Genomic DNA, 25,173 nt, shown 5'->3' on the forward strand with positions numbered 1-25,173 from the left:
GGGCCGGTGCCAGGGACGACGATCGTCGACATGAGCAAACTGGTCGACCCCACCCTGTGCCCCGACTGCCGGGCACTGCTGGATCCAGCAGCGACCTGCACCTCCTGCGGGCTCGAGGTCACCGGGCCCCTCGCCGCCGAGCTCTGGCAGCGCATGGTCGCCGCCGACCGGGTCGTCGAGCAGCTGCGTGCGCTCTCGGGACGGGTCGCCACACCCGCACTGCCCTCCGCACCGGCCGCGACCCTGGGCAACGACCTCCCCGCGTTCCCCCGGAGCGACACCGGACCGGCGCGCAGGAGACTGCTGCCCTCCGCGTCCGTCCCGGTCGTGCTCCTCTCCCTCGGGGCGCTGTGCCTGCTCGTGGCCGCGACCGTCTTCGTGGCCGTGGCGTGGAGCGTCCTCGGGCTGACCGGACGAACCCTGGTCCTGCTCGGCGTCACCGGCCTGCTCGCGATGGCCGCGGTCGCGGTCAGCCGCCGGGGCCTGCGCGGAGCGGCCGAGGCCCTGTGGCTGGTCGTCTTCGGGATGCTCACCGTCGACCTGCTCGGGGCTCAGTCCGCCGGCCTGGCCGGACTCGACGCGCTCGACTGGCGCGGCACCGGCGCCCTGGTCGGGCTGACCCTCTTCGTGACCGGGCTGGCGGTCGGGCTCTGGGCCGAGCGCCAGCCGGTCGGTCGGGTGTACGGCGCCGAGGCCGTCGCCGCTCTCGGGGTTCTGGTGCTCTGCGCGACCAACGCCTGGTGCGCCGAGATCCCGGCCGTCGGGTGCACCGTGGCGATCCCGCTGCTCGCGGTGCTGTTCGTGGCCCTGCGGCGCTTGCTGCCCGTGACGGCGTACGGCGTCGGCGGGATCGGTGTGCTCAGCTGGGTGGTGCTCCTGCTCGTCGGCTTGGACCGAGCCCTCGAGCAGGTCGGTCTCGGAGCATGGTGGTCCGACCTGCGCGGCTGGCCGCTCCTGGCCGCCACCCTCTTCGCGGCCGTCGTCGTGCACGCCAGGTCGGTGCCCGCGGCCGCACGTCCGGTCGCCGCCGGGCTGGCCCTGCTCCCGCTCGTGCTCCTGGCCGAGGCTCCTGCGACCCCTGGCACCCAGACCCGGGACCTCGCGGTCGCCGGATTCGTCGTGCTGGTCCTCGGCCTGGTCGCCTTCGCAGCGCCGCGCGCCTGGGCGCTCGGGGCAACGGTCCTGGCCGGACTGGGGGTGCTGGGCCTCGGGGTCGTACTGGCGATCGCGCCCTGGGACGCGCTCGACGGGTCCGGCACCGGGATCGCCCCCTGGACCTACGCTGTGGTCGGTCTCTGCGTCGCCGCGACGCTGGCACTCCTTCTCCGGCAGGTCCGCGACCAGGACCGGAACCTGGCCACGCGGTGCGTCACTGCTGTGGCACCCGCGGTGCTCGCGCTGGGTGCGCTCGACGTGGCCCTCCTCAGCGAGTCGCCCCTGTGGGCCGGTGTGCTCGCCGGCGTCCTCGCGACAACGGTTGCCGGCGGAGCCGCCTGGTGGGTGCGCGAGCACTCGGTGGCCAGCTGGGTCGGCAGTGCCACGACGGCATACCTCGCGATCGTCACCGTCCGCACCGCTTCCGCCGACGATCTCCTGCTCGCCCTGACGCTCTCCGTGCTGGTCCTCGGCCTGCTGACCGCCTACGCCCTGCGCGAGACGGCGGGTGGCACCGTGTCGGCGGCCGTCACCGGAGGCCTGGCCGCGCTCCTCGGGGCGTGGGCCCTGGTGGCGTGGGGGGCACAGCTGGGCTCGGACCACGACGCGATCGCCATCGCGCTCGCCCTGTACGCCGCACTCGTGGGCGTCCTCGCCGCCCCGATCACCCGCAGCAGCACCTCGCGCATCACCTTCGAGGTCTCGGCGCTCGTGGTCGGCGGCGCCGCGGCCACCTACCCGGCCGACGCCCGGACGAGCGCCATGGCGCTCACCATCGTCGGCAGCGCGATCTGCCTGGTGGCGGTCGCTCGGCGCGATCGCGAGCTGTTCAGCTGGCTCGGCGCAGTGGTCCTCGGGCTCGCAACGGTCATGCGGGTGGCCCTGGAGGTGCAGGCTCCCGAGCTGTACACGCTCCCGGCGGCGGTCGTGCTCGTGGTGGCAGGCGCGTGGCGGCTGCGCACCGACGAGGCCGCGAACAGCTTCGCCGCCCTCGGCAGCGGGCTGACGCTCGCCCTGCTGCCCAGCCTCCTGCTCGCACTCGACGAGCCGGTCTCGGTGCGTGGCGCGCTCGTCGCGGCCGCGGGCATCCTGGTGCTCACGGCAGGCATCCAGCAGCGGCTCGCGGCGCCGTTCGTGCTGGGCGCGGTGACCACCGGGCTGCTCGCCCTGCGCCACCTCGAGCCGTACGCCGACGCCGTGCCGCGCTGGATCTCCCTCGGCGCCGTCGGCCTGGCCCTGCTGCTCGTCGGCATCACCTGGGAGGCCCGGCGCCGCAACCTGGAGACGGCAGGCCGCTACCTGGCCGACCTGCGCTGACGGCCTCTCGGCACAATGGCCACATGAGCACCCCGGCAGACTCGCCCGCCACGTTCTACGACGCGATCGGCGGCAGCCCGACGATCCGCGGGATCGTCAAGCGCTTCTACGAGGGCGTCGCCACTGACGAGGTGCTGCGGCCGCTGTACCCCGAGGAAGACCTCGGCCCGGCGGAGAACCGGTTCGCCATGTTCCTGGAGCAGTACTGGGGCGGTCCCACGACGTACTCCGACCAGCGCGGGCACCCCCGTCTCCGGATGCGGCATGCCCCGTTCGCCGTCACGACTACGGCCCGCGACCACTGGCTGCACCACTTCCGGGCGGCCCTCGACGAGGCCGACCTGACGCCGGAGCAGGACCAGCAGTTCTGGGAGTACGTCACCCACGCCGCCCAGTTCATGGTGAACACCCTCGACGGCCCGGATCCTGCCGCGGGACGCACTCAGCTCGGCTGACCGAGCTCCTGCAGCAGCCGCGCGCGCTGGGCGTCAGCCATGTCGGTGGGCCGCTGCGTCTCCATGTCGAAGATGACCATCACGACGGCGGCCTTGGCCAGCACCCGCTCGCCGTCGAGCACCTCGGCCTGGATGGTGAACGACCGCGTCCCGACGTGACCGATCCAGGAGCGCACGGCGTACGGCTCGCGCCGGTGTGCCAGCGGCTCGAGGTAGGTCACGTCGGTGCGCGCGACCACGTGGTGGCTCCAGCGCTGGCCGCGGGTGTGCAGCCCCATCAGGAACGTGATGCGCGCTTCCTGGAGGAACTCGAAGAACGCCACGTCGCGGGCGAGTCCGTGCTCGTCGACGTCTGCGCGCCGCACGGTGAGGGGGTAGACGTCCCCTCCCTGGGGGGCACTGTCGGCGAGCGGGCGCCACTCGTGGTCGGGCGCCTTGAGCCCCTCGAGGACCTCGAGCTCGGAGGCCGAGGGCCGGACGGCGAGCTCGGTAGAGACCCGGGCGTGCACGACCCGCTCACCGTCGGGTGAGCCCGGTGCGTCGTACACCTCGTGGGCCAGGGCCAGAGTCTGGTCGCCCACGTCGGTGACCCAGGAGTCGACCAGCACCGGACGCCGGCGGAAGACCAGCGGCGCGGCGAACTCCACCCGGTGTCGCGTCACCGGCGCCCGGCCCGTGGGACTGTCGGGAAACAGCCGCTCACGGGCCTCGGCGACGTAGTCGAGGTAGGTGACGTTGTTGACGTGGCCGAGCAGGTCCATGTCGGCCCAGCGCATGGGGCACTCGTAGGTGTGCGGCACGCGCCGATCGTGCCAGAGCAAGCCCCGCGCGGGGCTCAGTGCCCGAGGACGAGGTGGCCGTAGTACTGGAAGACACCCTCGTGGCGACGCACCCTGGTCGAGTGGTTCTGCACGAAGAAGGTCGCGAGCGAACCGATGGCCAGGGCGAGGGAGATGGCGGCCACGGCGAAGAAGACGGTCACGAACGGAGTCACGTTCGGAAGGTCGAAGGTCATGAGATGTCCTTTCCTAGGTCTCTACATCTGTAGAATCTACAAGTGTAGAACCACCCGTTCAAGGGGCCCGGTAGTGTCCTGCGTCACCTGCGATCCACAGGGAGGAGCGGCATGACCATCCCGGAGATACCTTTCACGCCCCGGCAGGTGCAGCTGCTCTCCGCAGCGGCGCGGGTGGTCGCGCGGAGCGGTCTGCGCGGCCTGACCCACCGGGCGGTGGATGCTGAGGCGGGCCTGCCCGAGGGCAGCTGTTCGGCGTACATGCGCACGCGGGTCGCACTGCTCACCCGTCTCGCGGAGTACGTCACCTCGCAGTTCGCGCACGACATCTCCGACCTCACCCAGCGGATCGAGCAGCACGCACGAGTCGACGGCTATGTCGTGCGCGAGACCCTCGCCATGCTGCGCTCCTGGCTCGACGACCCCGAGCTGCTGCTGGTGCGGATGGAGCTGACCATCGAGGGCGCGCGCCAGCCGGAGGTGGCCGACATCCTCCAGGTGCAGTGGGTCCAGCTGGTGCAGATCGTGGAGCACGCCATGGAGGCCACCGGCAAGGAGCACAACCCGGCCCGCGCCCGGACGCTGCTCGCCGCGATCGACGGCGTGCTGCTGCGCGCCGTGCGCGAGGACCCCGCGGATCGGGCGCGTTTCCTGGGCGAGAGCCTCGAGCTGCTGATGACCTCCTTGGTGGGGAAGAGCACAGAGTCAACTCACCAGTCCCTGTCCTAGGGTGGTCGATGCCCCGCGACGCCTGCGCGTCGCACACCCACACGAGCAGGAGACCACATGCCCGAGGCAGTGATCGTTTCTGCGGCCCGCTCCCCCATCGGCCGCGCCAACAAGGGTTCGCTCAAGGACTTCCGACCCGACGACCTCAGCGCGCTGATCATCAAGGCGGCGCTGGACAAGGTGCCGGAGCTCGACCCGACCACGATCAACGACCTCATGCTCGGTTGCGGACTCCCCGGCGGCGAGGCCGGCAACAACATGGGCCGCGTGGTCGCCACGCTGCTCGGGTACGACGAGATCCCGGGCACCACGATCACCCGCTACTGCTCCTCCTCGGTGCAGACCTCGCGGATGGCCTTCCACGCGATCAAGGCCGGCGAGGGCGACGCTTTCATCTCCGCCGGCGTCGAGACCGTCTCCCGCTTCGCCAAGGGCACCTCGGACCACATCCCCGACACCCGCAACCCGAAGTTCGACGAGGCCAACGCGCGCACCGACGAGTACGCCCAGGGCGGCCAGGACTGGCACGACCCCCGCGACGACGGGAAGCTCCCGGACATCTACATCGCCATGGGCCAGACGGCCGAGAACGTCGCGCGGATGCGCGGCCTCGACCGCAAGGAGCTCGACGAGTTCGGCGTCCGCAGCCAGAACCTCGCCGAGAAGGCGATCAACGACGGCTTCTGGGCCAACGAGATCACCCCGGTCGCCGGCCCCGACGGCACCATGGTCAGCAGCGACGACGGCCCGCGCGCCGGCGTCACCTACGACGCGATCTCCCAGCTCAAGCCGGTCTTCCGGCCGGACGGCGTCGTCACCGCCGGCAACTGCTGCCCGCTCAACGACGGCGCTGCGGCGGTCATCGTCATGTCCGACACCCGGGCCAAGGAGCTCGGCATCACGCCGCTGGCGCGCATCGTCTCCACCGGAGTCACCGGCCTCTCCCCCGAGATCATGGGCCTCGGACCGGTCGAGGCGACCAGGCAGGCGCTGAAGAACGCCGACATGACGATCGACGACATCGACCTGGTCGAGATCAACGAGGCCTTCGCGGCCCAGGTGGTCCCGTCGTACCAGGACCTCGGCATCGACTTCGACCGCCTCAACATCAACGGCGGCTCGATCGCGGTGGGTCACCCGTTCGGCATGACCGGCGCCCGGCTGCAGAACACGATGCTGAACTCGCTGAAGTGGCACGACAAGTCCACCGGCCTGATCACCATGTGCGTCGGTGGTGGCCAGGGCATGGCGATGATCCTGGAGCGGCTCAGCTGAGCTGCCCCTGAACATGCCGAGAGGGCGCATCCGGGTATTCCGGATGCGCCCTCTCGTCGTACTGCTGGTGCTGCTGCAGGGGTCAGGCCTGCTCGCGCACGGCCTCCACGGCGAGGTGGATGTTCACCTTGTCGCCGACGAGGACGCGGCCGCCGTCGAGCGGGACGTTGAAGTCCACGCCGAAGTCCTTGCGGTTGATGACGCCGTTGGCCTCGAAGCCGAGACGCTGGCCGCCCCACGGGTCCTGGCCGATGCCGAGGAACTCGACCTCGAGCTCGACCGGCTTGGTGACGCCCTTGATGGTCAGGTCGCCGACGGCGGTGGTGCCGTCGAAGGAGGTGGTGGTGAAGGTCATCTGGCCGAACTTCTCCACGTCGAAGAAGTCAGCGGAGCGCAGGTGGCCGTCGCGCTGCTCGTCGCGGGTGTTCACCGAGTTCAGGTCGATGGTCGCGGTCGCGCGGGTGCCCTCGAGCGAGTCGCCGGTGGTCAGGGAGCCCTCGAACTTCTCGAACTGGCCCCGGACCTTGCTCATCAGGTGCCGCACGGTGAAACCGACCTCGGAGTGGCTCGGGTCGATGGTCCACGAACCCGCGGTGATGTCGGTGTCGAAGGTGCTGTCAACGGTGATCGTCATGCAGATCAGTCCTCACGTACTGGCGCGGTGCGCGTCTCGCACCTGCGGTAGTACAGGCTTCAACTACCCGGATTGAGGCAATATTCCCGCGGGACGGGACAATTTCGAATCCGTCGGGACCTACACTCCCGCCATGGCATCTCGGAACGACGTTCACTGGCTGACCAGTGATCAACAGAAGGCATGGCGGGCCTACATCATGGGCACCGAGCTGCTGAACCATCAGCTCGACCGTGAGCTGCGCGAGGAGCACGACATCTCCTTCAGCGAGTACGAGATCCTCGTGCGTCTCTCCGAGGCCGAGGACGGCCGGATGCGGATGGCGATCCTCGCCGACGCCATGTCCCACTCGCGCAGTCGGGTGACCCACACCATCGCCCGGATGGAACGCGCCGACCTGGTGGTGCGTGAGGCATCCCGGGCCGACGGACGCGGGGTCGAGGCGGTGATGACCGAGGAGGGCCGACGGGTGCTGATCGCCGCGGCTCCGACGCACGTCCGCGGCGTGCGCGAGCACCTGGTCGACCTGGCCTCCAAGCAGGACTTCGCCGCCCTCGGGCGCATCTTCGACGAGGTCAGCGACCGTCTGCTGCGCGCCAAGCCCGACGAGGCCGACATCCGCTGACCCCGCGCTGGGCTCGACCTCAGTCGCGGGTCAGGCGGCGGTGCGTCACGCGGTGGGGACGGGCGGCCTCGGCCCCGAGGCGCTCGATCTTGTTCTCCTCGTAGGACGCGAAGTTGCCCTCGAACCAGAACCACTTGGCGTCGTCCTCGTCGTCGCCTTCCCACGCGAGGATGTGGGTGGCGACGCGGTCGAGGAACCACCGGTCGTGGGAGGTGACCACGGCACAGCCGGGGTACTCCAGCAGGGCGTCTTCGAGCGAGGAGAGCGTCTCGACGTCGAGGTCGTTGGTCGGCTCGTCGAGCAGCAGCATGTTGCCGCCCATCTTCAGGGTGAGCGCGAGGTTGAGGCGGTTGCGCTCTCCACCGGAGAGCACGCCGGCCTTCTTCTGCTGGTCGGGCCCCTTGAACCCGAACGAGGCGACGTAGGCCCGGGAGTTCATCTCGAAGTTCGCGACCTTGATGAAGTCGAGCCCGTCGGAGACGACCTCCCAGACGTTCTTGGTCGGGTCGAGGCCGCCACGGCTCTGGTCGACGTAGGAGATCTTCACCGTCTGGCCGACCTTGAGCTCGCCACCGTCCGGCTTCTCCTCACCCGTGATCATCCGGAAGAGCGTGGTCTTGCCGACGCCGTTGGGACCGATCACGCCGACGATGCCCGCCCGCGGCAGGGTGAAGGACAGGTCGTGGATCAGGAGGCGGCCGTCGAAGCCCTTCTCGAGGTCGTGCGCCTCCAGGACGACGTCACCCAGGCGAGGCCCCGCCGGGATGTTGATCTCGGAGGTGTCGATCTTGCGCATCCGGTCGGCCTCGGCCGCCATCTCCTCGTAGCGCGCCAGGCGCGACCGGCTCTTGGTCTGCCGCGCCTTGGCGTTGGACCGCACCCACTCCAGCTCGCGCTCGAGCATCTTGGCCCGCTTGGCGTCCTTCTGGCCCTCGATCTTGAGGCGGTCCTTCTTGGTCTCGAGGTAGGTCGAGTAGTTGCCCTCGTAGGGGTGCGCCCTGCCGCGGTCGAGCTCGAGGATCCAGCTGGCGACGTTGTCCAGGAAGTAGCGGTCGTGGGTGACGGCCAGGACGGCGCCGGGGTACGACGCCAGGTGACCCTCGAGCCACTGCACCGACTCGGCGTCGAGGTGGTTGGTGGGCTCGTCGAGCAGGAGCAGCGAGGGCTGCTGGAGCAGCAGCTTGCACAGTGCCACCCGGCGACGCTCACCGCCGGAGAGGTTGTCGACCAGGGCGTCCGGGGGCGGGCACCGCAGGGCGTCCATCGCCTGGTCGAGCCGGCTGTCGAGGTCCCATGCGTTGGAGTGGTCCAGGTCGGTCTGGAGGTCACCCATCTCGGCGAGCAGCTTGTCGTAGTCCGCGTCGGGATCGGCGAGCTCCTCGGAGATCGCGTTGTAGCGGTCGAGCTTGCTCTTGATCTCGTGCACGGCCTCCTCGACGTTCTCGAGCACCGTGCGCCCCTCGGTCAGCGGCGGCTCCTGCTGAAGCATCCCGACGGTGGCCTCGGGGTCGATGATCGCGTCACCGTTGTTGGCGTGCTCCAGCCCGGCCATGATCTTGAGCAGGGTCGACTTGCCGGTGCCGTTGGGCCCGACGACACCGATCTTGGCGCCGTGGAGGAAGGACAAGGTGACGTTGTCGAGGACCACCTTGTCGCCGTGGGCCTTGCGGACGTTGCGGAGCGTGAAGACGTAATCAGCCATGGTCCAGCCAGCCTAGGCGCCCACCCCCGCCGGCGCCGAAACGGGTCAGGCCGCGGTCGGGTCCGTGCGCACCTCCCCTGCCGAGTCGAGCTGGGGACCGTCGGGCTCGTAGGCGTGCACCATCTCGCGGACCGCCTCGTTCTCCCGCGGGTCGCGGCCCGAGCGGGCCGTCTTGACGAAGCTGCTGGTCCCCCGGTTGAGGTCATGGCCCACGAAGGTGGCATCGATGATCCAGCTCACGGAGCTGGACTTGTCCTCGCGCTCCCACACGTCCACGCGCACACGACCGTGGACCACCACGGCGTCGCCGCGCTGGAGGCTCTCCTTGACGTTGCGGGCCAGCCCGCGCCAGCAGTTGACTGTGAACCACGAGGTCTGGCCGTCGACCCAGCTGCCGTTGCGGAGGTAGCGCGGGGTCGACCCCACGCGGAAGGACGCGCACTGGGTCTCCCCGACGTCGCGGAGGTCCACGTCTCCCCCGACCCAGCCCTGCAGTGTCACGTACGACTCGTTCATGTCTCTGTCCGTCCTTCCTGGTCCGCTCATGTGCGAACCAGTCCAGCCGCGGGCGTCGTACGACGGAAGCAGCTGTTGCCGGGCTGTGGACCGAGGCCAGGAGCACACGGGCTGTGGACGCGAACGGGTCACGACCGCGCCGTACGCAAGCCCTCCCAGGTCGCGCGACAGGCCGCCAGCTCGGCGGCTACCGGCTCGACGACTAGTTCCTCGCAGACCACGGACACGGCTTCGCGCAGGGCCTTGTCGGCCCGCCGCGCCCGCGACCGCGCGCCCACCGCGATCAGCACTCGGGAGAGCAGGGCCAGGACGACGCCGGCCACCACGCCGCCGACGAGCAGCAGCGTCGGCACCGGGAAGCCGGCGTAGTCCGGCGTGCCCGGCTGCGGCATCTGGAGGTAGGACATGCCCGCGAGCACTCCGAGCCAGACGGCTCCGAGCAGGGCAGCGCCGAGCAGGATCCACTGGACGCCACGCACCGCCCGGCACCAGCCCGGGGTGCCGGAGACCCCGAGCTCGGTGGTGGTGACGGCCCGGTCCAGACGGTCCTCGAGGTCCTCGAACCGTGAGGTCGAGGCAGTCCGGATCGACCTGACCCACGGTTGGGCGAGACCCTTCGACACCTCGTCGCACATCGAGCGCACGCTCGTCTCGACGCGCGCCTTCTGCACGTAGTCGGCAGCGGGCATCGAGGACCGTGCGGCTGCGATGACGTCCCTGCCGCTGGTACCCCGGTCGAGGTGGAGCCGACGAAGCGGGTCGGGGCGCAGCCGGGAGATCCAGGCCGTCAGCGGCCAGCCGGTCGCGCGGCGGGCGCGGAGGGTGGTGGCGCGCTGCACGGCGTCGACGACGATCGGCACCCCGGCGGAGTCCGCCAGCGCGTCCACGAGCTCGCGCCGGTCCTTGGCGGTGAGCTCGCGCGGCTGGCTGTCCCCGTTCTGGACCGACAGCGCGGCCGCGGCGTCCGCGATGTCGCCGGCGAGGCGGGTGCGGGTCGCCGCCTTGTCGGCCACGCGCTTGCCGATGACGCGGCGCAGCTCGTCGATGCCCTCGCCGGTGCGGGCCGAGGTGGCGAGGAGGGGTACGTCGCCGAGCCCGTCGTCCGCGAGCAGGCGGCGCACGTCGGCGAGCATCTGCTCTCGGCCGTCGGGCGTGACCTCGTCGATGTGGTTGAGCACGACCAGCATGACCTCGCGGTGGCTGGCGAGCGGCGCGAGGAAGCGTTGGTGGACGGCGAGGTCGGCGTACTTCTGCGGATCGAGCACCCACACCATCAGGTCGGTCAGCCCGACCAGCCGCTCGACCTCGAGGTGGTGCGCGACCTCGGTGGAGTCGTGGTCGGGCAGGTCGAGCAGCACCAGTCCGTCGAGCCCGGTGTGCTGGTGGCCGCGGTCGAGCGTGGAGTCGCGGACGACGCGGTGGCGCGGCGGGATCTCGAGCCACTCGAGCAGCTCGGCGGCCGGGTCCTCGCCCCAGACGCACGCGGTGGCGTACGACGTGGTGGGCCGGCGTACTCCCACGGCTGCGAGATCGAGACCGGCGAGAGCGTTGAACGTGGACGACTTGCCGGAGCCGGTGGCACCGGCCAGCGCCACCACGGTGTGCTCGGCCGAGAGCCGCAGCCGGGCACCGGCCCGGTCGACGACGAGGGCGGCCCGGTCGACCACGACGTCGTCCAGCCGTCCGCGGGCACCCGCCACCGCCTGCTCGAGACCGACGAGACGGGTGTCGAGCGAGGCACCTCGACCGAGCAGCTTCCTCGCTCCGGCGACCAGCCCGCTCACGAGGTGGGCCTCGGTGCGAGGCGCAGGTCGTCGACCCTCCGGGCCAGCGCGCGCAGCTGGTCCGGGGTCTCGGCCGGCAGGTCGAGGTCGTCGAGCAGGGTCGTGAAGCGTCGGCGCTCCTGGTCCAGCAACGCATCGACCCTCGTGGTCAGATCCTTGCGGGCGTTGAGTGCCAGCCGGCGTACGGCCTGGTCGCCGAACACCGCCTCCAGGAGCTTCTGGCCGACGACGGCCGAGCCGCCGGCGATGCCGACCTCGGCGCCGGTCACTCCCCCGGTGGAGGCGAAGACGACCACCATCAGCGCGACCGACAGTCCGTTGACGCCGTAGGCGAGGAAGCGGGCGGTCGTGCGCTTGTCGCCGCCCTCGGTGCGGACCAGGTCGAGCACCCCGGCCTGCCAGTCACGCACCATCCTCTCGGACCGCTCCCGGAAGTCGCGCGACGCCCGGGACAGGTCGACGCCGGCGGTCTCCAGGACCTGCGCACCCGCAGCCACCGAGCGCCAGGACGCGTCGGTGCGCTCGGCCGCGGCCTCGGCGTGCTCGATGAGGAGCGTCTGCAGGCCCGACTCGACGGCCACCGTCACCTTCTCCGCCTGCTGGGGCTTTCCCTTGACGGCGTTGGTGATCCGGTCGCGCAGCCAGCTCACCTTCGACTCCAGCGCACGCAGGAACTCGCCGGTGCCGACGAACTCCTGCCAGCGAGCGAGGACCTCACCGCGCAGGAGGGTGCCGTCGGCCGTGCCGGTGTCGATGTCGGTGACGGCCTGGTCGTAGGCGACGTCGACGTCCCGCCTCAAGCGGGTGCGCATGTCGGCCTGGGCCTGGGCAGCGTCGGCGAGGTCGTAGGTACGCCGCCCGATCGAGCGGACGGCTCCGTCGAGGGTCTGCCGGACCACGCCGTTGCGGGCCTCGACATCGGCGCCGAGCTCGTGCAGCCAGCCACGGATGTCCCCCACGGCAGCAGCGGGCAGCAGCCCCTGGTCGTCCAGCGGCGACTCCGGCACCGTGAACAGGGGCGAGTCCTTGAGGCCGCGCGAGGTCAGCATCCGGGCCAGGTGGCCACTCACCTCACCGAGCGCGCCCGGGGCCGTCCGGTCGAGCACGATCGCGACTGCAGCACTGCGCTCGGCCGCCTGCTTGAGGAAGCCCCACGGCACCTGGTCGGCGTACCTCGCGGCCGAGGTGACGAACAGCCACAGGTCGGCCGCCGCGAGCAGCTGGGCCGCCAGGCTGCGGTTGCGCTCCACCACGGAGTCGATGTCGGGCGCGTCCAGGAGCGCGAGCCCCTGCGGCATCTCCGGGGACGCCACCAGCTGCAACGCATCGGGGTCGGCGGTGGGGCGGGTGGTGCGCTCGAGCTCGGGCAGGATCCGTTGCTGGTCGAACCAGCCGGCGTCGTCGGGGTGGTGCACGAGGACCGGTGACCGCGTCGTCGGACGGAGTACGCCGGGCTCGCTCACCCGAGCACCCACCAGCGAGTTGACCAGCGTCGACTTGCCGGCACCGGTCGATCCGCCCACGACCGCGAGCAGCGGCGCGTCGACCTCGACGAGCCGAGGCAGGACGTAGTCCTCGAGCTGGGACACCATCTCCGCGAGGTGCGCCCGGTGCTCCGCGGCGCCGGGGATCTCCAGGGGAAGGTGGGTGGACCGCAGTGCCTCGCGCAGGCTGGTGAGCGTCGTCAGCAGCTGCGCCGAGCCCGCGCTCCACTGCGTGCGACCGGGCCGCTCTCCCGATGAGTGCCCGGCGTGCGTCACCGTCCGGCTCCACGAACCGCCGGCAGCTGGGTGGGCGGGCCTCCCGCGGCGGGCTGCGGCCAGACGAGGCCCGGCCGCAGCGCGCGCATGTGGTCGACGTGCTCCTGGCCGAGCGCCGCGAAGTCCGGGGGCGCGACCCCGCGGAGGTAGCGGCTGTGCAGGAAGCCGAGCTCGACGGCCTCGTTCTGGTAGGCGACCATGGCGCGCCGGGCGGACGGGCCACCGACCTTCTCGGCGTACCTCCGGGCAAAGCGGCGGGCCGGGATGCGCGCCAGCCAGGGGATCTCGGCGGGGTCGAGGAAGCCGCGCTGCGCGCAGTCGCTGAGCGCCGCGGTCAGGACGCCGCCCTCGCGACGTCGCGACCAGATCGCGAAGCCGCTGAGCAGCAGGAACCCCGGGACCATCAGGAAGACGTAGGTGGCGATCGCGTTGCGTCCGTCGTCCACCATCAGGGACGCGTTCCACAGCCCGTGGGCACAGACAGCGACGAGGTAGCCGACGATCGGCGCGAACACCCGCACCGCACGGGTGCGGGCCGTCACGGCGATGCCGATGCCGATGCCGGTGAACGAGGTGAAGAACGGATGGGCGAACGGGCCGAAGATGCACCGGACCACGAAGAGGCCGACCGCGCCGCCGAGCCCGCCGGCCTGTCCGTCGTCCCCCATGTACGCCGAGGTCAGGTAGAGGATGTTCTCGGTGAACGCGAAGCCGATGCCGACCATCCCGGCGTACACCAGACCGTCGAGCACGCCGTCGAGCTCGTTGCGGCGGTAGATCAGCAGCAGGAGGATGAACAACCCCTTGGCCGCCTCCTCGGTGACCGGCGCGACGACCGTGGCGGCGAAGGTGTCGGTGTTCTCGAAGATCACGCTGTCGAACAACTGGAGGACCAGCGCGCCGGAGGTGGCGACGAACGCACCCCAGCCCAGGCCGAGGGCCAGCAGGGAGCGTGGCTCGGGCTCGTAGCGGTCCAGCCACATGTAGACCCAGATGAGCGGCACGACCGGGACCAGGGCCAGGAGCAGCCCGACGACCAGGGCCCCGGGGGCTCCGGAGAGCAGCAGGACCAGGCCCATTCCCGCAGCCCCGAAGAGCATCACCACCGTCACGACGATGGTGAACGCGGCATAGCTCCGGCGTCTCTGCATGCGCGTAGCGTAACGAGACGCCACACGTAGAGTGGCCACGTGGATGACGCCTTGGACACTGGACCCGACGCCGCCCCCGAAGCCGGACTGGTCCCGGACGAGCCGGTCACGGAGAGCCATGACCTGCCGGTCCCCGAGGCCTACGCCTCGTTCATGCGCACCGGCTGGGGCGACCGCGAGCTGGACGTCGCTCCCCATCCCATCACCGAGTGGGCTCGGGCTCGTCGCCAGCGGCTGAGCGAGCAGTTCCCGGACGAGCGCCTGGTGATCCCGGCCGGCGGGTTCAAGGTGCGCTCCAACGACACCGACTACCGCTTCCGCGCCGAGACGGCGCACACCTACCTGTGCGGCAACCAGACCAGCGATGCCGTCCTGGTCATCGAGGGTGGTGACGCGGTCCTCTACGCACGGCCGCGCAGCTCCCGCCAGACCGACGAGTTCTTCCGCGACCGGCAGTACGGCGAGCTCTGGGCCGGGCGCCGCCCCTCGTTGAAGGAGATCTCCGACTCGCTGGGCATCGAGACCCGCCACCTCGACGAGCTGAGCGAGCGCCTCGACGGGTCCGCGAAGACGCGACTGCTGCGGGGCGCCGACCCGCGGGTGGACGCTCTGGTCGGTGACCAGGACGGTCGCGACCAGGACTTCGCCCGGGTGCTGTCCGAGGCCCGTCTGGTCAAGGACGACTGGGAGCTGGCGGAGCTCCAGACCGCCTGTGACATCACCACGCTCGGCTTCGAGGACTCCGTGCGCGAGTGGGACCGCGTGCTCGAGCACGGCGAGCGATGGGTGGAGGGCACCTTCTTCCGGCGCGCCCGAGCGATGGGCAACGACATCGGCTACGACTCGATCGTCGGCGGCGGCAGCCACGCCACCACGCTGCACTGGATCGAGAACTCCGGGCCGATCACACCCGGCCAGCTGGTGCTCCTCGACATGGGCGCCGAGGCGACCTCGCTCTACACCGCCGACGTCACCCGCACGTTGCCGATCGACGGGACCTTCACCTCCCTCCAGCGCGAGCTCTACTCCCTGGTCCTCGAGGCGCAGCAGGCCGGCATCGACGAGGTCCGTCCCGGGGCCGCCTTCCGGGCTCCCCACCGGGCCGCCATGCGGGTGCTGGTGCGGGGACTCGACGAGCTCGGGCTGCTCCCCGTCTCGCAGGAGGAGGCGCTCTCCACCGACAGCCTCGTCTACACGCGCTGGACGCTGCACGGCACCAGCCACATGCTCGGCATGGACGTGCACGACTGCGCGGTCGCCGACAAGGGCACCTACCCGGGTGGCGAGCTCGAGGAGGGCATGGTGCTCACCGTGGAGCCGGGGCTGTACTTCCAGGAGGACGACCTGCTGGTGCCCGAGGAGCTCCGCGGGATCGGCATCCGGATCGAGGACGACGTGGTGGTCACCGCGGACGGCGTACGCAACCTGTCAGCGGCCCTGCCCCGCGAACCGGACGAGATCGAGGCCTGGATGGACCGGCTGCGCGCCTGATCTGGGGATATACGGGACGCGCTAGCGTACTTTTCCCCCTTTTTCAGCACTTGAAGCCCGAGTCGTACAACCGGACTAGACGGGTGTTTCGCGACGTTCGTCAGCGTCCGAATTTGAACCTACTCTCCCAATATGTCGCAGTCCCCCGCACCTCACCGGATCCACCTGCTCCGGTGGCTCCTTGCGCTGGTGTCGCTCGGCGTGGTTATTGCCGGGCTGCCTGCCACGTCCGCCTCGGCTGCGGCCGACGGTCTCGTCACCGGGAAGGTCACCTTCCCCACCAGCTCCGCTGACCGGACCCTCCACGTCTACCGCGCGACCTCCTCCGGCACCTGGGCCGAGGACGGCTCCCGTGCCGCCACCATCGCCAGCGACGGGACCTACACCGCACAAGTCCCGGCCAACGAGCCGGTGGCCCTGGGCGTGACCTTCGGTCCTGTCGACTACACCTACTTCTACGACGACGCCTTCACCCCCGCCAGCTCGACGACGGTGACCGTGCAGGCCGGCAAGACCGTCTCCGGCATCAACCTCCTGGTTCCCCAGCTGGTCTCCTACTCCGGCCGGCTGGTGGACCGCAGTGGCACGTCCGTCCCGGGCTGGGTGCGTCCGACCGTGAACACCAACGGCGGCAGCGAGGCCATGCTCGCCGACCCGATCGAGGTCGACTCCTCGGGCGCCTTCCAGGTCTTCCTCCCGGCCAGGGCCGGCGGCGTCTACGAGACCGGCGTACAGGGGTTCAACGCCAGCGGCGACACCTTCGCCTGGCTCGGCGGCGGAACCGGCTACGAGCCCGACTACTACCTGAACCCCCACCCGGGCGACTCGTTCACCGGACAGCTCATCGAGCTGCCGATCGGCGCCGCATCGGTCGCGCCGGACAAGTCGCAGCCGACGACCCTTCGGGCCACCAAGACCCCCGTCGTCCGCGGCGCCATCCGCAAGGGCCACGTGCTGCGCAGCACGGCCGGCTCCTACAACAAGCGCCCGACCACCGTCCGCTACCAGTGGCTGCGCAACGGCCGGGTGATCGCCCACGCGACCCACTCGACGTACCGCCTCGGCAAGGCCGACGTCCGCAAGCACATCCGGGTCCGCGTCACGGCGTACTCCGGAGCGGCGAAGGTGCACGCCACCTCGGCCCGCACCGCCCCCGTCAGAGGCCGCTGAACCGACGACTCACCCGGTCACTGCTTCACGGACCTGGTCGAGCATCGCCTGCTCGCGCTCGCTGACCCGCACGGCGTGGAAGCCCATGAAGCCGCCCTCCTTCGCGGCCTCGGCGGCCGCCTGCGCCGCTGCGACCAACCAGCTCCCGAACGCCGTCGCCTCCTCGGTCGTGGCCTTGGCACCGACGATGGCGGCCACGGCACGCAGCTCGTCGAGCACCAGCTGACCCGGACTGCTCCCCGCGCCGGTCGGCTTGAAGCCCTTGAGCGGGTTGTGGTGCTGCTGCACCTCGGCCTGGAGCTCGAGTGCGACCTCGGTCAACAGCTGTTCGCGACTGGGGGGGTTGGTGGCGGTCCGCACCGTCGCCATCGTCTCTTTGGTGGCCTCGATGGGCCCGCCCGGATCAGCGAGCGAGATCGCCATGCCGGCCACCATCGGCGCCCGCAGCACCCGGGTCCACTCGTCCTCGGTGAAGTCGTTCTTGGTCGTCACAGTGATGGGTCCTTCCGTCCTCGCCGATGCTCGCCGCCCACGTCGTGGATGGCTTCGCCCGTTTCCGGTGAGCAGCGGCCGCAGACGCCGAAGAGCCGGAGCCTGCGGCGTACTGAGCGGTCAGTCCTCTGCCTGCTGCACTTCCTTGGCCGCTGCCTTGATGTCGTCGGCCTCGACCTTGTCGATGGCGCTCTCGACGATGGCCTCGGCCCGCTCGAGCGCCTGGCGGACCTTGACGGCTCGGGGGTCCGAGACCAGGGCGAGCAGGCCGGAGTGGCCGGGTGGAATGGCGAACTCGAGCTGTTGCTCGAGCTCGCTGTGGTGGTGGCGTTGGCGCAGCTTGCCAGCCAGAGCGCCGGCCGAACCGAGCACGGCAGCGCTGCCGAGGATGGACGGCGGGAAGACCACGCCGAGCGCGATGCCACCGACCACGCCCCACTTGAGCCCGGACCTCGTGCTGTGGTCGGTCGCCTTCTCGACCTCGAGCTTGCCCTCCGCGGAGCGGCTGACGACGATGACTCCCTCGATCTCGACGGCGCGGCCGTCCTCGATCGACTTCAGCGCCTCATAGGCCTCCCACGCCGAGCTGGTGTCGCCGAAGTCCGCGACGAGGAGGGTGTAGGCGCCGTCGGAGACGGCGGCCGCGTTCACGTCGGGGTCAGGCGTGTTGGTCGCGTCAGACATGGCAGAGCTCCTTGGTGGTGGGGTCTCCACCGTCGACCAACCCCGAGGCGTCGGCCTCACCCGGTACGGGCGGATCGCCGCACGGACGAGGTCGGTGCTCGCAGCTCTGGGCCGATGCCATAATCGACAGCCGACAGGTCGGACGATGGACCTGTCACGTCCCACCCCAGCCCCTGTAGCTCAGCTGGATAGAGCAAGAGCCTTCTAATCTCTAGGTCGCAGGTTCGACTCCTGCCAGGGGCGCCGAGACCGATCGGCCTCCTAGTCCTCACAACCGGTGCCGTCACTGTCGCCGTCGAGCTGAGGTGAGTAGCCCGGGTCTCCCTTGTGCACGGGAGCGGCTCCCGCGGCCCTGGCCTCGGCGCAGTTCGCGAACGGCCCTGTGGCCGGAGGCGTGGCCGCCTCTTGTCCCGACGGCTGCGCTTGGCTGGTGGCCACGGGCGGGGTAGGCCGCGACGTACGACGCGGGAGGTGCTGCCCGGGACAGGCACTCAGGATCCGCTCCATGGCAGCACGCTCCGCGGGCTTCACCCAGAGGCGGTACTTCGCCTTGACCGCGATCTGGCGGGCGACATATGCGCACCGGTGGGACTTCAGCGGCGGCAACCAGGTCGCGGCGTCGCCGGAGCCCTTCTGCCTGTTCAGGGAGTAGTCGACGGCCAGCAGGTTCAGCGGGTCGTTGGCGAACCTGACCTTGGTGTCCTCGTCCCACCCGAAGGCACCGCTGACCCAGGCGTCGTCGAGCGCGACGACGTGGTCGATGTCGACCGAGGTCGTGCCCTGCTGGAAGTCGATGCGCCGTCCGCTGTAGGGGTCGGTCAGGGTCCCGGACCCGGTCTCGCACTGGTCGTCGGCCGGCACCGTTCGGTCGACGAGGTCACGCGCGAGGACGTCGTCGCGGGTGTCGCAGCCGTCGTTGTCGACGTCGGCGCCGAACCGGAACGAGGCGCGGTCATAGCCGGTCCTGGCGGCACGGCCCTTCACGGCCAGCGTCGACAGGACTTCCGCTGCGTCCCCCTCGGCGTGCGGCGCGGTTGTCGTCGACGGCGTCGACGGCGTGGGGTACGAGGTCCCAGGTGCTTGCGGAGCACTGACCGGGTTCGCCGGATGCCCGGTCAGGGCGATCCAGACGACCGCGACTGCGATCGACGCCACAGCGGCGACGACAGGGACCGTGAGCTGCGTCAGCCCGCGCGGCTTCGGGTCCCGACGTCCAGAGTCCCGGCCTGCTCGCATCGCCACCCCCCGAGGTCCCGACCATCAACCTGTCAGGGATCGGCGGACCTCACTGACAAACCCAAGTAATACCTACTCGGCTCCCCTGGTTCAGAGGTCGTCCAGCACCTCCCGGAGCCACGCGCCCTCGTCGGCCATCTCGACCGTGAACGGCGCCTTCAGCGGGTCGACGCCGTCGATCGCGGGCGAGTGCCCGATGGCGACGTCGAGTCGGTGTCCGCGTACGGCGCTGACCATGTATTCGTTGCTCGGCCCGTAGGTGTCGGGGCTGACCAGGACCAGGCGCTTGGGCCGATCGCTGAACAGGGTCGTGAACATGGCGCTGCCGGCGAACCCCGCCACGACGTCGGCCCGGTGGAACAGGTCCACCTGGTCCGGCAGCGGCAGCTTCTCGGGCAGCACCACCTCGAAGCCGTACGACGCGAACAGCTCCTCGACGTCCGCACGGTTGGTGCACTCCCGCTTGCCGTGCTCGCGCGTGCAGAAGATCCGCGACGGGGACTCCCGCTGCTGCGCGTCGCTGCGCAGCTCCCTACCGACCGCGTCCCAGGTCTCGGTGATCCGGGGATGGACGTAGGCCGGCATCGAGAACATCGGCGTCGCCGAGAGCAGCCGCTCCACCACGACCGGCTCACCGATCACCTCGACGTCGGAGCGAGCGATGCCGCCGGCGGCGAGCAGCTCGTACTCCCAGTCGGCGACCTGACGCCCCCGGTTGAGCGAGACCAGCGCCTTGATGCCGGGGTACTGCGAGGCGACCTCGTCCCACGCCCAGAGGCGAGAGACCTGCTCGGTGAGGGCATGGCCGAAGAACCCGCGGATCTCGTTGTCGAGGTGGAAGTAGGTACCCTCGAGCCGGCGCGCCGGCGGCTCGTTCTTCGGAGTGACGGCGAAGCGTGGCCACGAGTCCCGCAGCATCTTGTGGGTGAGCCGCGGGCTCTGGTGGTGGCGGTAGGTGTCCGGGGTCAACAGTCCGCGCTGCACCACGACCGACTTGGGCCGGCAGGTCACCCCCTCGTACTCGCGCAGGAAGAGCTCCGGAGCCTCGTAGCGGTCCTTGGTCTGGTCGCGCAGGGGTGGCCGGCTGACCCGCATCTCGCAGCGGGAGTCGAACACGGCGCCCGGGATGCTGCTCATGATGCGCCCGCGAGAGGGGTCGACTGCCAGCGCCTCGTTCATCTCGCGCTCGCGCAGCTTGGCCAGCGTCCGCCCGGTGCGTACGACGCTCAGCAGTCCGCCCGTCCGGCGTACCTGACCCACCGCCTGGGTGAGGTCCGAGCTCTCGCCGGCCTCGAGGAGGGCCATCAGTCCCTCCCCCGTGCCTGCAGCAGCGCCGGCAACGACGTAGCTGCCTCCGGTGCGGACGTGCAGGAAGGACTCGCGGAAGCGGTCGATCTCGCCCGCGGCGTCGGCCGTGCCATCGACGAGCAGGTCGAAGGGCCCCGCTCCGGCAAGTCGCGCATGCCTGCTCGACGGGCTCAGCCCCGGGTCCACGACGAAGACGCCCGGAAGGGCCGGGTCCTCACCGATGACGGCGACTCGACCGTCCGGCCCGGAGAGGGCAGTGCTGATCTGCTGGACGAGGGACCGGCGGCCGCGCCACGTGCCGATCGCGCGCAGGGTGTGACCGAGTCCCGCCATGGCGGCGAGTATGGCACCGGGCGGCGGTCCCTAGGGGGCCGTGAGCTCCGCGAGCATCCGCTCCATCAGCGCGGTGAGTCCCTTGTAGGGCCGGACCATCACGGTGAACTCCGTGAGTCGGTCGTCGTCGCCCCACCGGAGCATGTCGATGCCGTGCAGGGTCAGCCCGTCGAGCTCGGCCGTGAACTCCAGGACCGCCGAGCCGTCGTCCCACCACTCGTGCCGGTAGGTCAGGCTCGGCCCGAGCACGACGAGGGCCGCGGAGAGGTACGCCGTCGTGAGGGTCTTGCCTTCCTGCGGCGTGTGCACCGCCGGCGATCGGAAGACGCATGCCTCGTCGAGCAGGTCGTCCAGCCCGGCCGGGTCGCGGCTCTCGGCCACCCGGTGCCAGGCATCCAGTGCTGCAGGGCGCTCACTCATTCCGCGAGCCTAGGGCCGCCGCGCTGCGTGTCGATACCGGGCAGACCCGCCGTCGCGTCGTACAAAGGACACGGCCCTGGAAGGTATGAGCTTCCAGGGCCTGAATCATGCCCCGGCCAGCGCCGCGTCGATCTCCTCCAGGACGCGGGACTTGACGTCGTCGGGCGCGAACGAGACCCGGACGGCGGTCCGTGCGACCTCGGCGAGGCCGCCCTCGTCGAGGTCGAGCAGGTCGGCCGCGATCTGGTACTCCCGGTTCAGGGTGGTGCCGAACATCGGCGGGTCGTCGCTGTTGATCGTGACCACGACCCCGGCCTCGACGAAGGTCCGCAGCGGGTGCTCCTCGAGCGTGGCGACCGCCCGGGTCGCGATGTTGGACGACGGACACACCTCGAGCGGGATCCGGTGCTCGGCGAGGTGGGCCAGCAACGCGGGGTCCTGGGCCGACGACGTGCCGTGGCCGATCCGTTCGGCGCCGAGGTGACGGAGTGCGTCCCACACCGTCTCCGGACCCGTGGTCTCCCCCGCGTGCGGAAGGCTGCGCAGGCCGGCCGCCCGGGCCGCGGCGAAGTGGGACTCGAACTGCGGGCGCGGTACGCCGACCTCGGGACCGCCGAGGCCGAAGCCGATCAACGACTCCGGCCCGTGGTCGAGCGCATAGCCGAGCGTGGCATCGGCCGCCGGCACCCCGAACTCGCCGGGGATGTCGTAGATCCAGCGCAGCACGATCCCGAGGTCGCGCTCGGCCGCCACCCGCGCGTCCTCGATCGCCTCGGTGAACGCCTCGATCGGGATCCCGGTCAGCACCGACGTGTGTGGCGTCACGGTCAGCTCGGCGTACCGCACCTGCTGCACCTCGGCCATCTCGCGGGCGATCTCGTAGGTGAGCAGCCGGACGTCCTCCGGGGTGCGGATCAGGTCGACGACGGCCAGGTAGACCTCGATGAAGTGGGCGAAGTCGCGGAACGCGAAGAACTCCGCCAGCGCGTCGGGGTCGCTGGGCACGACGCCCGGGTGCCGGGTGGCGAGCTCGGAGACGATGCGTGGGGAGGCCGAACCGACGTGGTGCACGTGCAGCTCTGCCTTGGGGAGTCGGGCGATGAATCCGGTGAGGTCCGAGGGCATGCGGCACAGCATGCCGCACGACGTCAGTGCTCGCGCTCGAGGATCTGACGCTGCAGCGCGTCGGCCAGCGCGGTCGGCGAGTCCGCCGAGAGCTGTCTGCCGTCGAGCAGGACGAAGGGCGGGCTGGTGGCCCCGGCTTCGCTCGCTGCCCGCCCGGCCGCCGCCGCGAGCGCGTCACCCGGTTGTGCCATCGCGGCCTGCACCGACTTCTCACGGATGCCCGTGTCCTCGGCCCAGGTGACGAGCTCGCTCGGAGTCGGCGACCCCGACGACGGTTGCCGGTCGAAGAGCACGTCGTGGAAGGCCAGCGCCTGCTTCGGCGTACCTGCTGACAGGACGCCGCCCCACGCCTGCAGCGCGTCGGCCGAGTAGGCGCCGGCACCGGCCGCGAACGGGCGGTACTCCACCCGCACGCTCCCCTGCGCCGCCTCGATGCGCAGGAAGTCGCGCGAGCCGATCTCGAACTCACGGCTCTGCGGGCTGCCGAAGTCCTCGTAGACGACCACCTTGGTCGGGGCGTCGCTCGTGCCGACGGTGAGCGAGGCGTCACCGGCGCGGACCGGCGCCGCCGCCTCGGGCTTGTCGGCCGGCCCCTCCCCGCTGGAGAAGATCACCAGTCCGGCGATCACCGCGGAGATCAGCGCCAGCCCGCCGATGACGTACGGCAGCACTGTGCTGCGAGCTGCGGGTGCCTCGGGGTCGGGATCGCGGACTGTCTGGCTGGTCACTGGCCAAGTCGCTGCTTGAGTGTGTCGGCCAGCTGAGTCGGCGAGCCCACGAGCGGCTTGCCGTCGTAGAGCACGGTCGGCGTCCCCTGGACGTCTGCGTCGGTGGCCGACTTGTCGGCCGCGTCGACGAACGACTGGTGGGACTGCTTCATGGCGTCGAGGATCGAGGACTCCTTCACGCCCGCCTTCTTGGCCAGGTCGGCCAGGTCGGCGACGCTCGGCTTGTTGCTGTCGGACTCGTAGGGCTGGTTCTCGTAGAGCAGGTCGTGGAACTGCAGCGCCTGCTCCGGCGTGCCCTTCTCGAGCACCGCCGCCCAGGCCGTCAGGGCCTCGGTCGAGTAGTCGTCCTGCAAGAGGTGGAACGGTCGGTACTCGACGACCGCGGCGCCCTTCTCGGCGGCATCACGAAGCGTGGCGCGCGAGGCCGCCTCGAACTCGCGGCAGTAGGGGCACAGGAAGTCCTCGTAGATGACCACCTTGGGCGCCTTCGCGTTGGTGCCGAGCACCAGCGCCTGACCGTCGGCGCGCGCACCCACCTTGCTGGCGCTGGCAGCGGCGGCAGTGGGCGCGCTCCCCCGGTTGCCGATCAGCACACCGGCGGTGACGACCACGGCCAGCACCACCAGCACGACCGCCGTCAGGACGATCCGCCGGTTGCGCTCGCGAGCCGCCTGCTCCCGTCGTACGGCGGCAGCACGGGCGGTGCGGTTGGTGTCACGTTGCTTCTTCGACATCACGGCCTCCCGGCGAGACGGAGTAGAGCAGGTTGTCCAGCGCCAGCGGCGTACGCGGCAGCCAGACCAGGAACAGGGACAAGGCGAGCAGCCCCACGTCGCGGGCGATCTCCCAGGGGTAGTGGCCGATCGCATCGGGGTTCGGTCCGCCGTCGCCGAAGCACCCACAGTTGATCGAGATCCCGCGGGCCCACACCGACGCGATCCCGATGATGAACGCGAGCTGGAGCAGCGCGGAGAGTCCGCCCGCGAACCGGGTGAGCAGTCCGACCACGAGGCAGGCGCCGAGGACGACCTCGGTCATCGGCAGCGCTCGCCCGACGGCGTCGGCGACCGAGGGCGCCAGCAGCTGGTAACCGCGGACCGCGCTCACGCTGGACTCGGGTTCGGCGACCTTCAGGAAGCCCGCCCAGAGCCAGACGCCACCGACGACGAGGCGCGCCACCAGCCCCACCCATCGCAGCATGCGACCACTGTAGGAGTCGGTCCTGAGAGTTCCCCGAGTAGGCTCCCTCGATGTGACTGAGCGACTGGTGTGGATCGATTGTGAGATGACCGGGCTGGACCTCGAGGCAGACGCCCTTATCGAGGTTGCTGCCCTGGTCACGGACTTCGACCTCAACGTCCTCGGTGACGGCATCGACATCGTCATCAAGCCACCCCCCGAGGCACTCGACCAGATGGTGGAGTTCGTGCAGCAGATGCACGAGACCTCCGGCCTGCTCGAGGAGCTCGACAACGGCACCACCCTCGAGGACGCCGAGGCGCAGGTGCTCGCCTACGTCAAGGAGCACTGCCCCAGCGGCAGTCGGCCGCCGCTGGCCGGCAACACCGTCGCGACCGACCGGTCCTTCCTGGCTCGCGACATGCCCCAGCTCGAGCAGTTCCTGCACTACCGGATCGTCGACGTCTCCTCGATCAAGGAGCTCTCGCGACGCTGGTTCCCGCGCGCCTACTACAACGCGCCGACCAAGGGCGGCAACCACCGCGCCCTCGCCGACATCCGCGAGAGCATCGAGGAGCTGCGCTACTACCGGGAGGCCGTCTTCGTCCCCTCCCCCGGTCCCGACTCGGCCGAGGCGAAGCGCATCGCCGCCCTCCACCAGGGCTCGTTGACCCCCGGCCACGACACCGGCAAACCCGGTTCGGAGCATCCCGCATGAGCCGTTAGACTCTCCTGCGGATATCCCCTTGTGGGGAGCCATGGTGGGTATAGCTCAGCTGGTAGAGCGCCGCCTTGTGGTGGCGGATGTCGCGGGTTCAAGTCCCGTTACTCACCCCAGACGGAGACGGACCGTAGGCCGCACGTGCGGCCTGCGGTCCGTTTCGTTTCG

General features: G+C 70.6%; 25 protein-coding genes and 2 tRNA genes. 10 read left to right on the forward strand and 17 right to left on the reverse strand.

Annotation, left to right across the window (positions count from 1 at the left end; all coding sequences use genetic code 11):
• Window positions 1-30: 30 nt before the first annotated feature.
• On the forward strand, window positions 31-2,472 hold the full coding sequence (locus tag H976_RS0106705) for an SCO7613 C-terminal domain-containing membrane protein (RefSeq protein ID WP_027860918.1): 2,442 nt from the start codon (window positions 31-33) through the stop codon (window positions 2,470-2,472).
• Between the two features lie 23 nt (window positions 2,473-2,495).
• Entirely contained in the window at window positions 2,496-2,927 is a 432-nt protein-coding gene (locus tag H976_RS24925) for a globin (protein ID WP_051276323.1), read from the forward strand.
• On the opposite strand, the gene H976_RS24930 is transcribed toward H976_RS24925, so the two are convergent.
• Window positions 2,915-3,727, reverse strand: a complete 813-nt coding sequence (locus H976_RS24930; protein WP_051276326.1) for a thioesterase family protein — start codon at window positions 3,725-3,727, stop codon at window positions 2,915-2,917. The two genes, H976_RS24925 and H976_RS24930, sit on opposite strands and share 13 nt — an antisense overlap.
• Before the next feature lie 35 nt (window positions 3,728-3,762).
• Complete coding sequence (locus tag H976_RS0106720) at window positions 3,763-3,942, reverse strand: hypothetical protein (RefSeq protein ID WP_027860919.1); 180 nt, start codon at window positions 3,940-3,942, stop codon at window positions 3,763-3,765.
• A 111-nt stretch (window positions 3,943-4,053) separates the two neighbouring features.
• On the opposite strand from H976_RS0106720, the gene H976_RS28575 reads away from it, so the two are divergent.
• Both H976_RS28575 and H976_RS0106730 read left to right on the forward strand, forming a co-directional pair.
• Window positions 4,054-4,671 (forward strand): TetR/AcrR family transcriptional regulator, encoded by a 618-nt coding sequence (locus H976_RS28575; protein ID WP_051276328.1) that lies wholly within the window; start codon window positions 4,054-4,056, stop codon window positions 4,669-4,671.
• A 57-nt stretch (window positions 4,672-4,728) separates the two neighbouring features.
• Window positions 4,729-5,946 carry an acetyl-CoA C-acetyltransferase gene (locus tag H976_RS0106730; protein ID WP_027860920.1) on the forward strand — a complete coding sequence of 406 codons (1,218 nt, stop codon included), beginning with the start codon at window positions 4,729-4,731 and terminating at the stop codon, window positions 5,944-5,946.
• Window positions 5,947-6,028: 82 nt separating this feature from the next.
• Here H976_RS0106730 and H976_RS0106735 read toward each other — a convergent pair whose 3' ends face one another.
• Window positions 6,029-6,580 (reverse strand): YceI family protein, encoded by a 552-nt coding sequence (locus H976_RS0106735; RefSeq protein ID WP_036224939.1) that lies wholly within the window; start codon window positions 6,578-6,580, stop codon window positions 6,029-6,031.
• 133 nt (window positions 6,581-6,713) lie between these two features.
• On the opposite strand from H976_RS0106735, the gene H976_RS0106740 reads away from it, so the two are divergent.
• A complete protein-coding gene (locus tag H976_RS0106740; protein ID WP_036224941.1) occupies window positions 6,714-7,205 on the forward strand; it encodes a MarR family winged helix-turn-helix transcriptional regulator in 492 nt (163 codons plus the stop codon).
• 19 nt (window positions 7,206-7,224) lie between these two features.
• Here H976_RS0106740 and ettA read toward each other — a convergent pair whose 3' ends face one another.
• The 5 genes from ettA to H976_RS24945 form a co-directional block, all read right to left on the reverse strand.
• Window positions 7,225-8,907, reverse strand: a complete 1,683-nt coding sequence (gene ettA, locus H976_RS0106745) for an energy-dependent translational throttle protein EttA (RefSeq protein ID WP_027860923.1) — start codon at window positions 8,905-8,907, stop codon at window positions 7,225-7,227.
• A gap of 45 nt (window positions 8,908-8,952) precedes the next feature.
• Complete coding sequence (locus H976_RS24940; RefSeq protein WP_051276330.1) at window positions 8,953-9,423, reverse strand: single-stranded DNA-binding protein; 471 nt, start codon at window positions 9,421-9,423, stop codon at window positions 8,953-8,955.
• A gap of 128 nt (window positions 9,424-9,551) precedes the next feature.
• Window positions 9,552-11,207: an ABC transporter gene (locus H976_RS0106755; RefSeq protein ID WP_027860924.1), complete on the reverse strand. Its 1,656-nt coding sequence runs from the start codon at window positions 11,205-11,207 to the stop codon at window positions 9,552-9,554.
• Window positions 11,204-12,967: a dynamin family protein gene (locus tag H976_RS0106760; protein WP_231388809.1), complete on the reverse strand. Its 1,764-nt coding sequence runs from the start codon at window positions 12,965-12,967 to the stop codon at window positions 11,204-11,206. Before H976_RS0106760 ends, H976_RS0106755 begins: the two co-directional genes overlap by 4 nt.
• Complete coding sequence (locus H976_RS24945) at window positions 12,964-14,118, reverse strand: PrsW family intramembrane metalloprotease (protein ID WP_051276332.1); 1,155 nt, start codon at window positions 14,116-14,118, stop codon at window positions 12,964-12,966. Before H976_RS24945 ends, H976_RS0106760 begins: the two co-directional genes overlap by 4 nt.
• Before the next feature lie 39 nt (window positions 14,119-14,157).
• Between H976_RS24945 and H976_RS0106770 the strand changes: the two genes are divergently transcribed.
• Window positions 14,158-15,609: an aminopeptidase P family protein gene (locus tag H976_RS0106770; RefSeq protein WP_231388810.1), complete on the forward strand. Its 1,452-nt coding sequence runs from the start codon at window positions 14,158-14,160 to the stop codon at window positions 15,607-15,609.
• Window positions 15,610-15,741: 132 nt separating this feature from the next.
• Entirely contained in the window at window positions 15,742-16,779 is a 1,038-nt protein-coding gene (locus tag H976_RS0106775; RefSeq protein ID WP_027860927.1) for a hypothetical protein, read from the forward strand.
• A gap of 9 nt (window positions 16,780-16,788) precedes the next feature.
• On the opposite strand, the gene H976_RS0106780 is transcribed toward H976_RS0106775, so the two are convergent.
• Together H976_RS0106780 and H976_RS0106785 are read right to left on the reverse strand one after the other, a co-directional pair.
• Complete coding sequence (locus H976_RS0106780) at window positions 16,789-17,271, reverse strand: hypothetical protein (protein ID WP_027860928.1); 483 nt, start codon at window positions 17,269-17,271, stop codon at window positions 16,789-16,791.
• 120 nt (window positions 17,272-17,391) lie between these two features.
• A complete protein-coding gene (locus tag H976_RS0106785; RefSeq protein ID WP_027860929.1) occupies window positions 17,392-17,955 on the reverse strand; it encodes a DUF1269 domain-containing protein in 564 nt (187 codons plus the stop codon).
• A 169-nt stretch (window positions 17,956-18,124) separates the two neighbouring features.
• On the opposite strand from H976_RS0106785, the gene H976_RS0106790 reads away from it, so the two are divergent.
• Window positions 18,125-18,198, forward strand: a tRNA-Arg gene (locus tag H976_RS0106790).
• An 18-nt stretch (window positions 18,199-18,216) separates the two neighbouring features.
• Here the strand turns inward: H976_RS0106790 and H976_RS24950 are convergent.
• From H976_RS24950 to H976_RS24965, 7 genes are all read right to left on the reverse strand, one after another.
• On the reverse strand, window positions 18,217-19,110 hold the full coding sequence (locus H976_RS24950; RefSeq protein ID WP_051276334.1) for an excalibur calcium-binding domain-containing protein: 894 nt from the start codon (window positions 19,108-19,110) through the stop codon (window positions 18,217-18,219).
• A 171-nt stretch (window positions 19,111-19,281) separates the two neighbouring features.
• Window positions 19,282-20,832 (reverse strand): DUF563 domain-containing protein, encoded by a 1,551-nt coding sequence (locus H976_RS0106800; protein ID WP_027860930.1) that lies wholly within the window; start codon window positions 20,830-20,832, stop codon window positions 19,282-19,284.
• A gap of 30 nt (window positions 20,833-20,862) precedes the next feature.
• Window positions 20,863-21,252, reverse strand: coding sequence for a nuclear transport factor 2 family protein (locus H976_RS0106805; protein WP_027860931.1), 390 nt, complete (start codon window positions 21,250-21,252; stop codon window positions 20,863-20,865).
• A 105-nt stretch (window positions 21,253-21,357) separates the two neighbouring features.
• Complete coding sequence (locus H976_RS0106810; protein WP_196803985.1) at window positions 21,358-22,377, reverse strand: adenosine deaminase; 1,020 nt, start codon at window positions 22,375-22,377, stop codon at window positions 21,358-21,360.
• A 23-nt stretch (window positions 22,378-22,400) separates the two neighbouring features.
• Complete coding sequence (locus H976_RS28580; protein ID WP_051276336.1) at window positions 22,401-23,105, reverse strand: thioredoxin domain-containing protein; 705 nt, start codon at window positions 23,103-23,105, stop codon at window positions 22,401-22,403.
• On the reverse strand, window positions 23,102-23,839 hold the full coding sequence (locus tag H976_RS24960) for a thioredoxin domain-containing protein (RefSeq protein WP_051276337.1): 738 nt from the start codon (window positions 23,837-23,839) through the stop codon (window positions 23,102-23,104). The genes H976_RS28580 and H976_RS24960 overlap by 4 nt, the downstream gene beginning before the upstream one ends.
• A complete protein-coding gene (locus H976_RS24965; protein ID WP_051276339.1) occupies window positions 23,820-24,305 on the reverse strand; it encodes a DoxX family protein in 486 nt (161 codons plus the stop codon). The genes H976_RS24960 and H976_RS24965 overlap by 20 nt, the downstream gene beginning before the upstream one ends.
• 52 nt (window positions 24,306-24,357) lie before the next feature.
• Between H976_RS24965 and orn the strand changes: the two genes are divergently transcribed.
• Window positions 24,358-25,002, forward strand: a complete 645-nt coding sequence (orn, locus tag H976_RS24970; RefSeq protein WP_036224946.1) for an oligoribonuclease — start codon at window positions 24,358-24,360, stop codon at window positions 25,000-25,002.
• Window positions 25,003-25,045: 43 nt separating this feature from the next.
• Window positions 25,046-25,121: transfer RNA gene (locus tag H976_RS0106835), tRNA-His, on the forward strand.
• The last annotated feature ends 52 nt before the right edge of the window (window positions 25,122-25,173 follow it).

Source organism: Marmoricola sp. URHB0036, assembly GCF_000426045.1.
Taxonomy (GTDB): Bacteria; Actinomycetota; Actinomycetes; order Propionibacteriales; family Nocardioidaceae; genus Marmoricola.

Excerpts from the sequence above, each read along its gene's own strand:
- ettA (WP_027860923.1), bottom strand. The coding sequence starts at position 8,907 with ATGGCTGATTACGTCTTCACGCTCCGCAACGTCCGCAAGGCCCACGGC.
- H976_RS0106785 (WP_027860929.1), bottom strand. The coding sequence starts at position 17,955 with ATGTCTGACGCGACCAACACGCCTGACCCCGACGTGAACGCGGCCGCC.
- H976_RS0106735 (WP_036224939.1), bottom strand. The coding sequence starts at position 6,580 with ATGACGATCACCGTTGACAGCACCTTCGACACCGACATCACCGCGGGT.
- H976_RS28575 (WP_051276328.1), top strand. The coding sequence starts at position 4,054 with ATGACCATCCCGGAGATACCTTTCACGCCCCGGCAGGTGCAGCTGCTC.
- H976_RS0106800 (WP_027860930.1), bottom strand. The coding sequence starts at position 20,832 with ATGGCGGGACTCGGTCACACCCTGCGCGCGATCGGCACGTGGCGCGGC.
- H976_RS0106705 (WP_027860918.1), top strand. The coding sequence starts at position 31 with ATGAGCAAACTGGTCGACCCCACCCTGTGCCCCGACTGCCGGGCACTG.
- H976_RS0106720 (WP_027860919.1), bottom strand. The coding sequence starts at position 3,942 with ATGACCTTCGACCTTCCGAACGTGACTCCGTTCGTGACCGTCTTCTTC.
- H976_RS0106810 (WP_196803985.1), bottom strand. The coding sequence starts at position 22,377 with ATGCCCTCGGACCTCACCGGATTCATCGCCCGACTCCCCAAGGCAGAG.
- H976_RS0106730 (WP_027860920.1), top strand. The coding sequence starts at position 4,729 with ATGCCCGAGGCAGTGATCGTTTCTGCGGCCCGCTCCCCCATCGGCCGC.
- H976_RS24940 (WP_051276330.1), bottom strand. The coding sequence starts at position 9,423 with ATGAACGAGTCGTACGTGACACTGCAGGGCTGGGTCGGGGGAGACGTG.
- H976_RS24945 (WP_051276332.1), bottom strand. The coding sequence starts at position 14,118 with ATGCAGAGACGCCGGAGCTATGCCGCGTTCACCATCGTCGTGACGGTG.
- H976_RS24965 (WP_051276339.1), bottom strand. The coding sequence starts at position 24,305 with ATGCTGCGATGGGTGGGGCTGGTGGCGCGCCTCGTCGTCGGTGGCGTC.
- H976_RS0106775 (WP_027860927.1), top strand. The coding sequence starts at position 15,742 with ATGTCGCAGTCCCCCGCACCTCACCGGATCCACCTGCTCCGGTGGCTC.
- H976_RS0106805 (WP_027860931.1), bottom strand. The coding sequence starts at position 21,252 with ATGAGTGAGCGCCCTGCAGCACTGGATGCCTGGCACCGGGTGGCCGAG.
- H976_RS0106740 (WP_036224941.1), top strand. The coding sequence starts at position 6,714 with ATGGCATCTCGGAACGACGTTCACTGGCTGACCAGTGATCAACAGAAG.
- H976_RS24925 (WP_051276323.1), top strand. The coding sequence starts at position 2,496 with ATGAGCACCCCGGCAGACTCGCCCGCCACGTTCTACGACGCGATCGGC.
- H976_RS24960 (WP_051276337.1), bottom strand. The coding sequence starts at position 23,839 with ATGTCGAAGAAGCAACGTGACACCAACCGCACCGCCCGTGCTGCCGCC.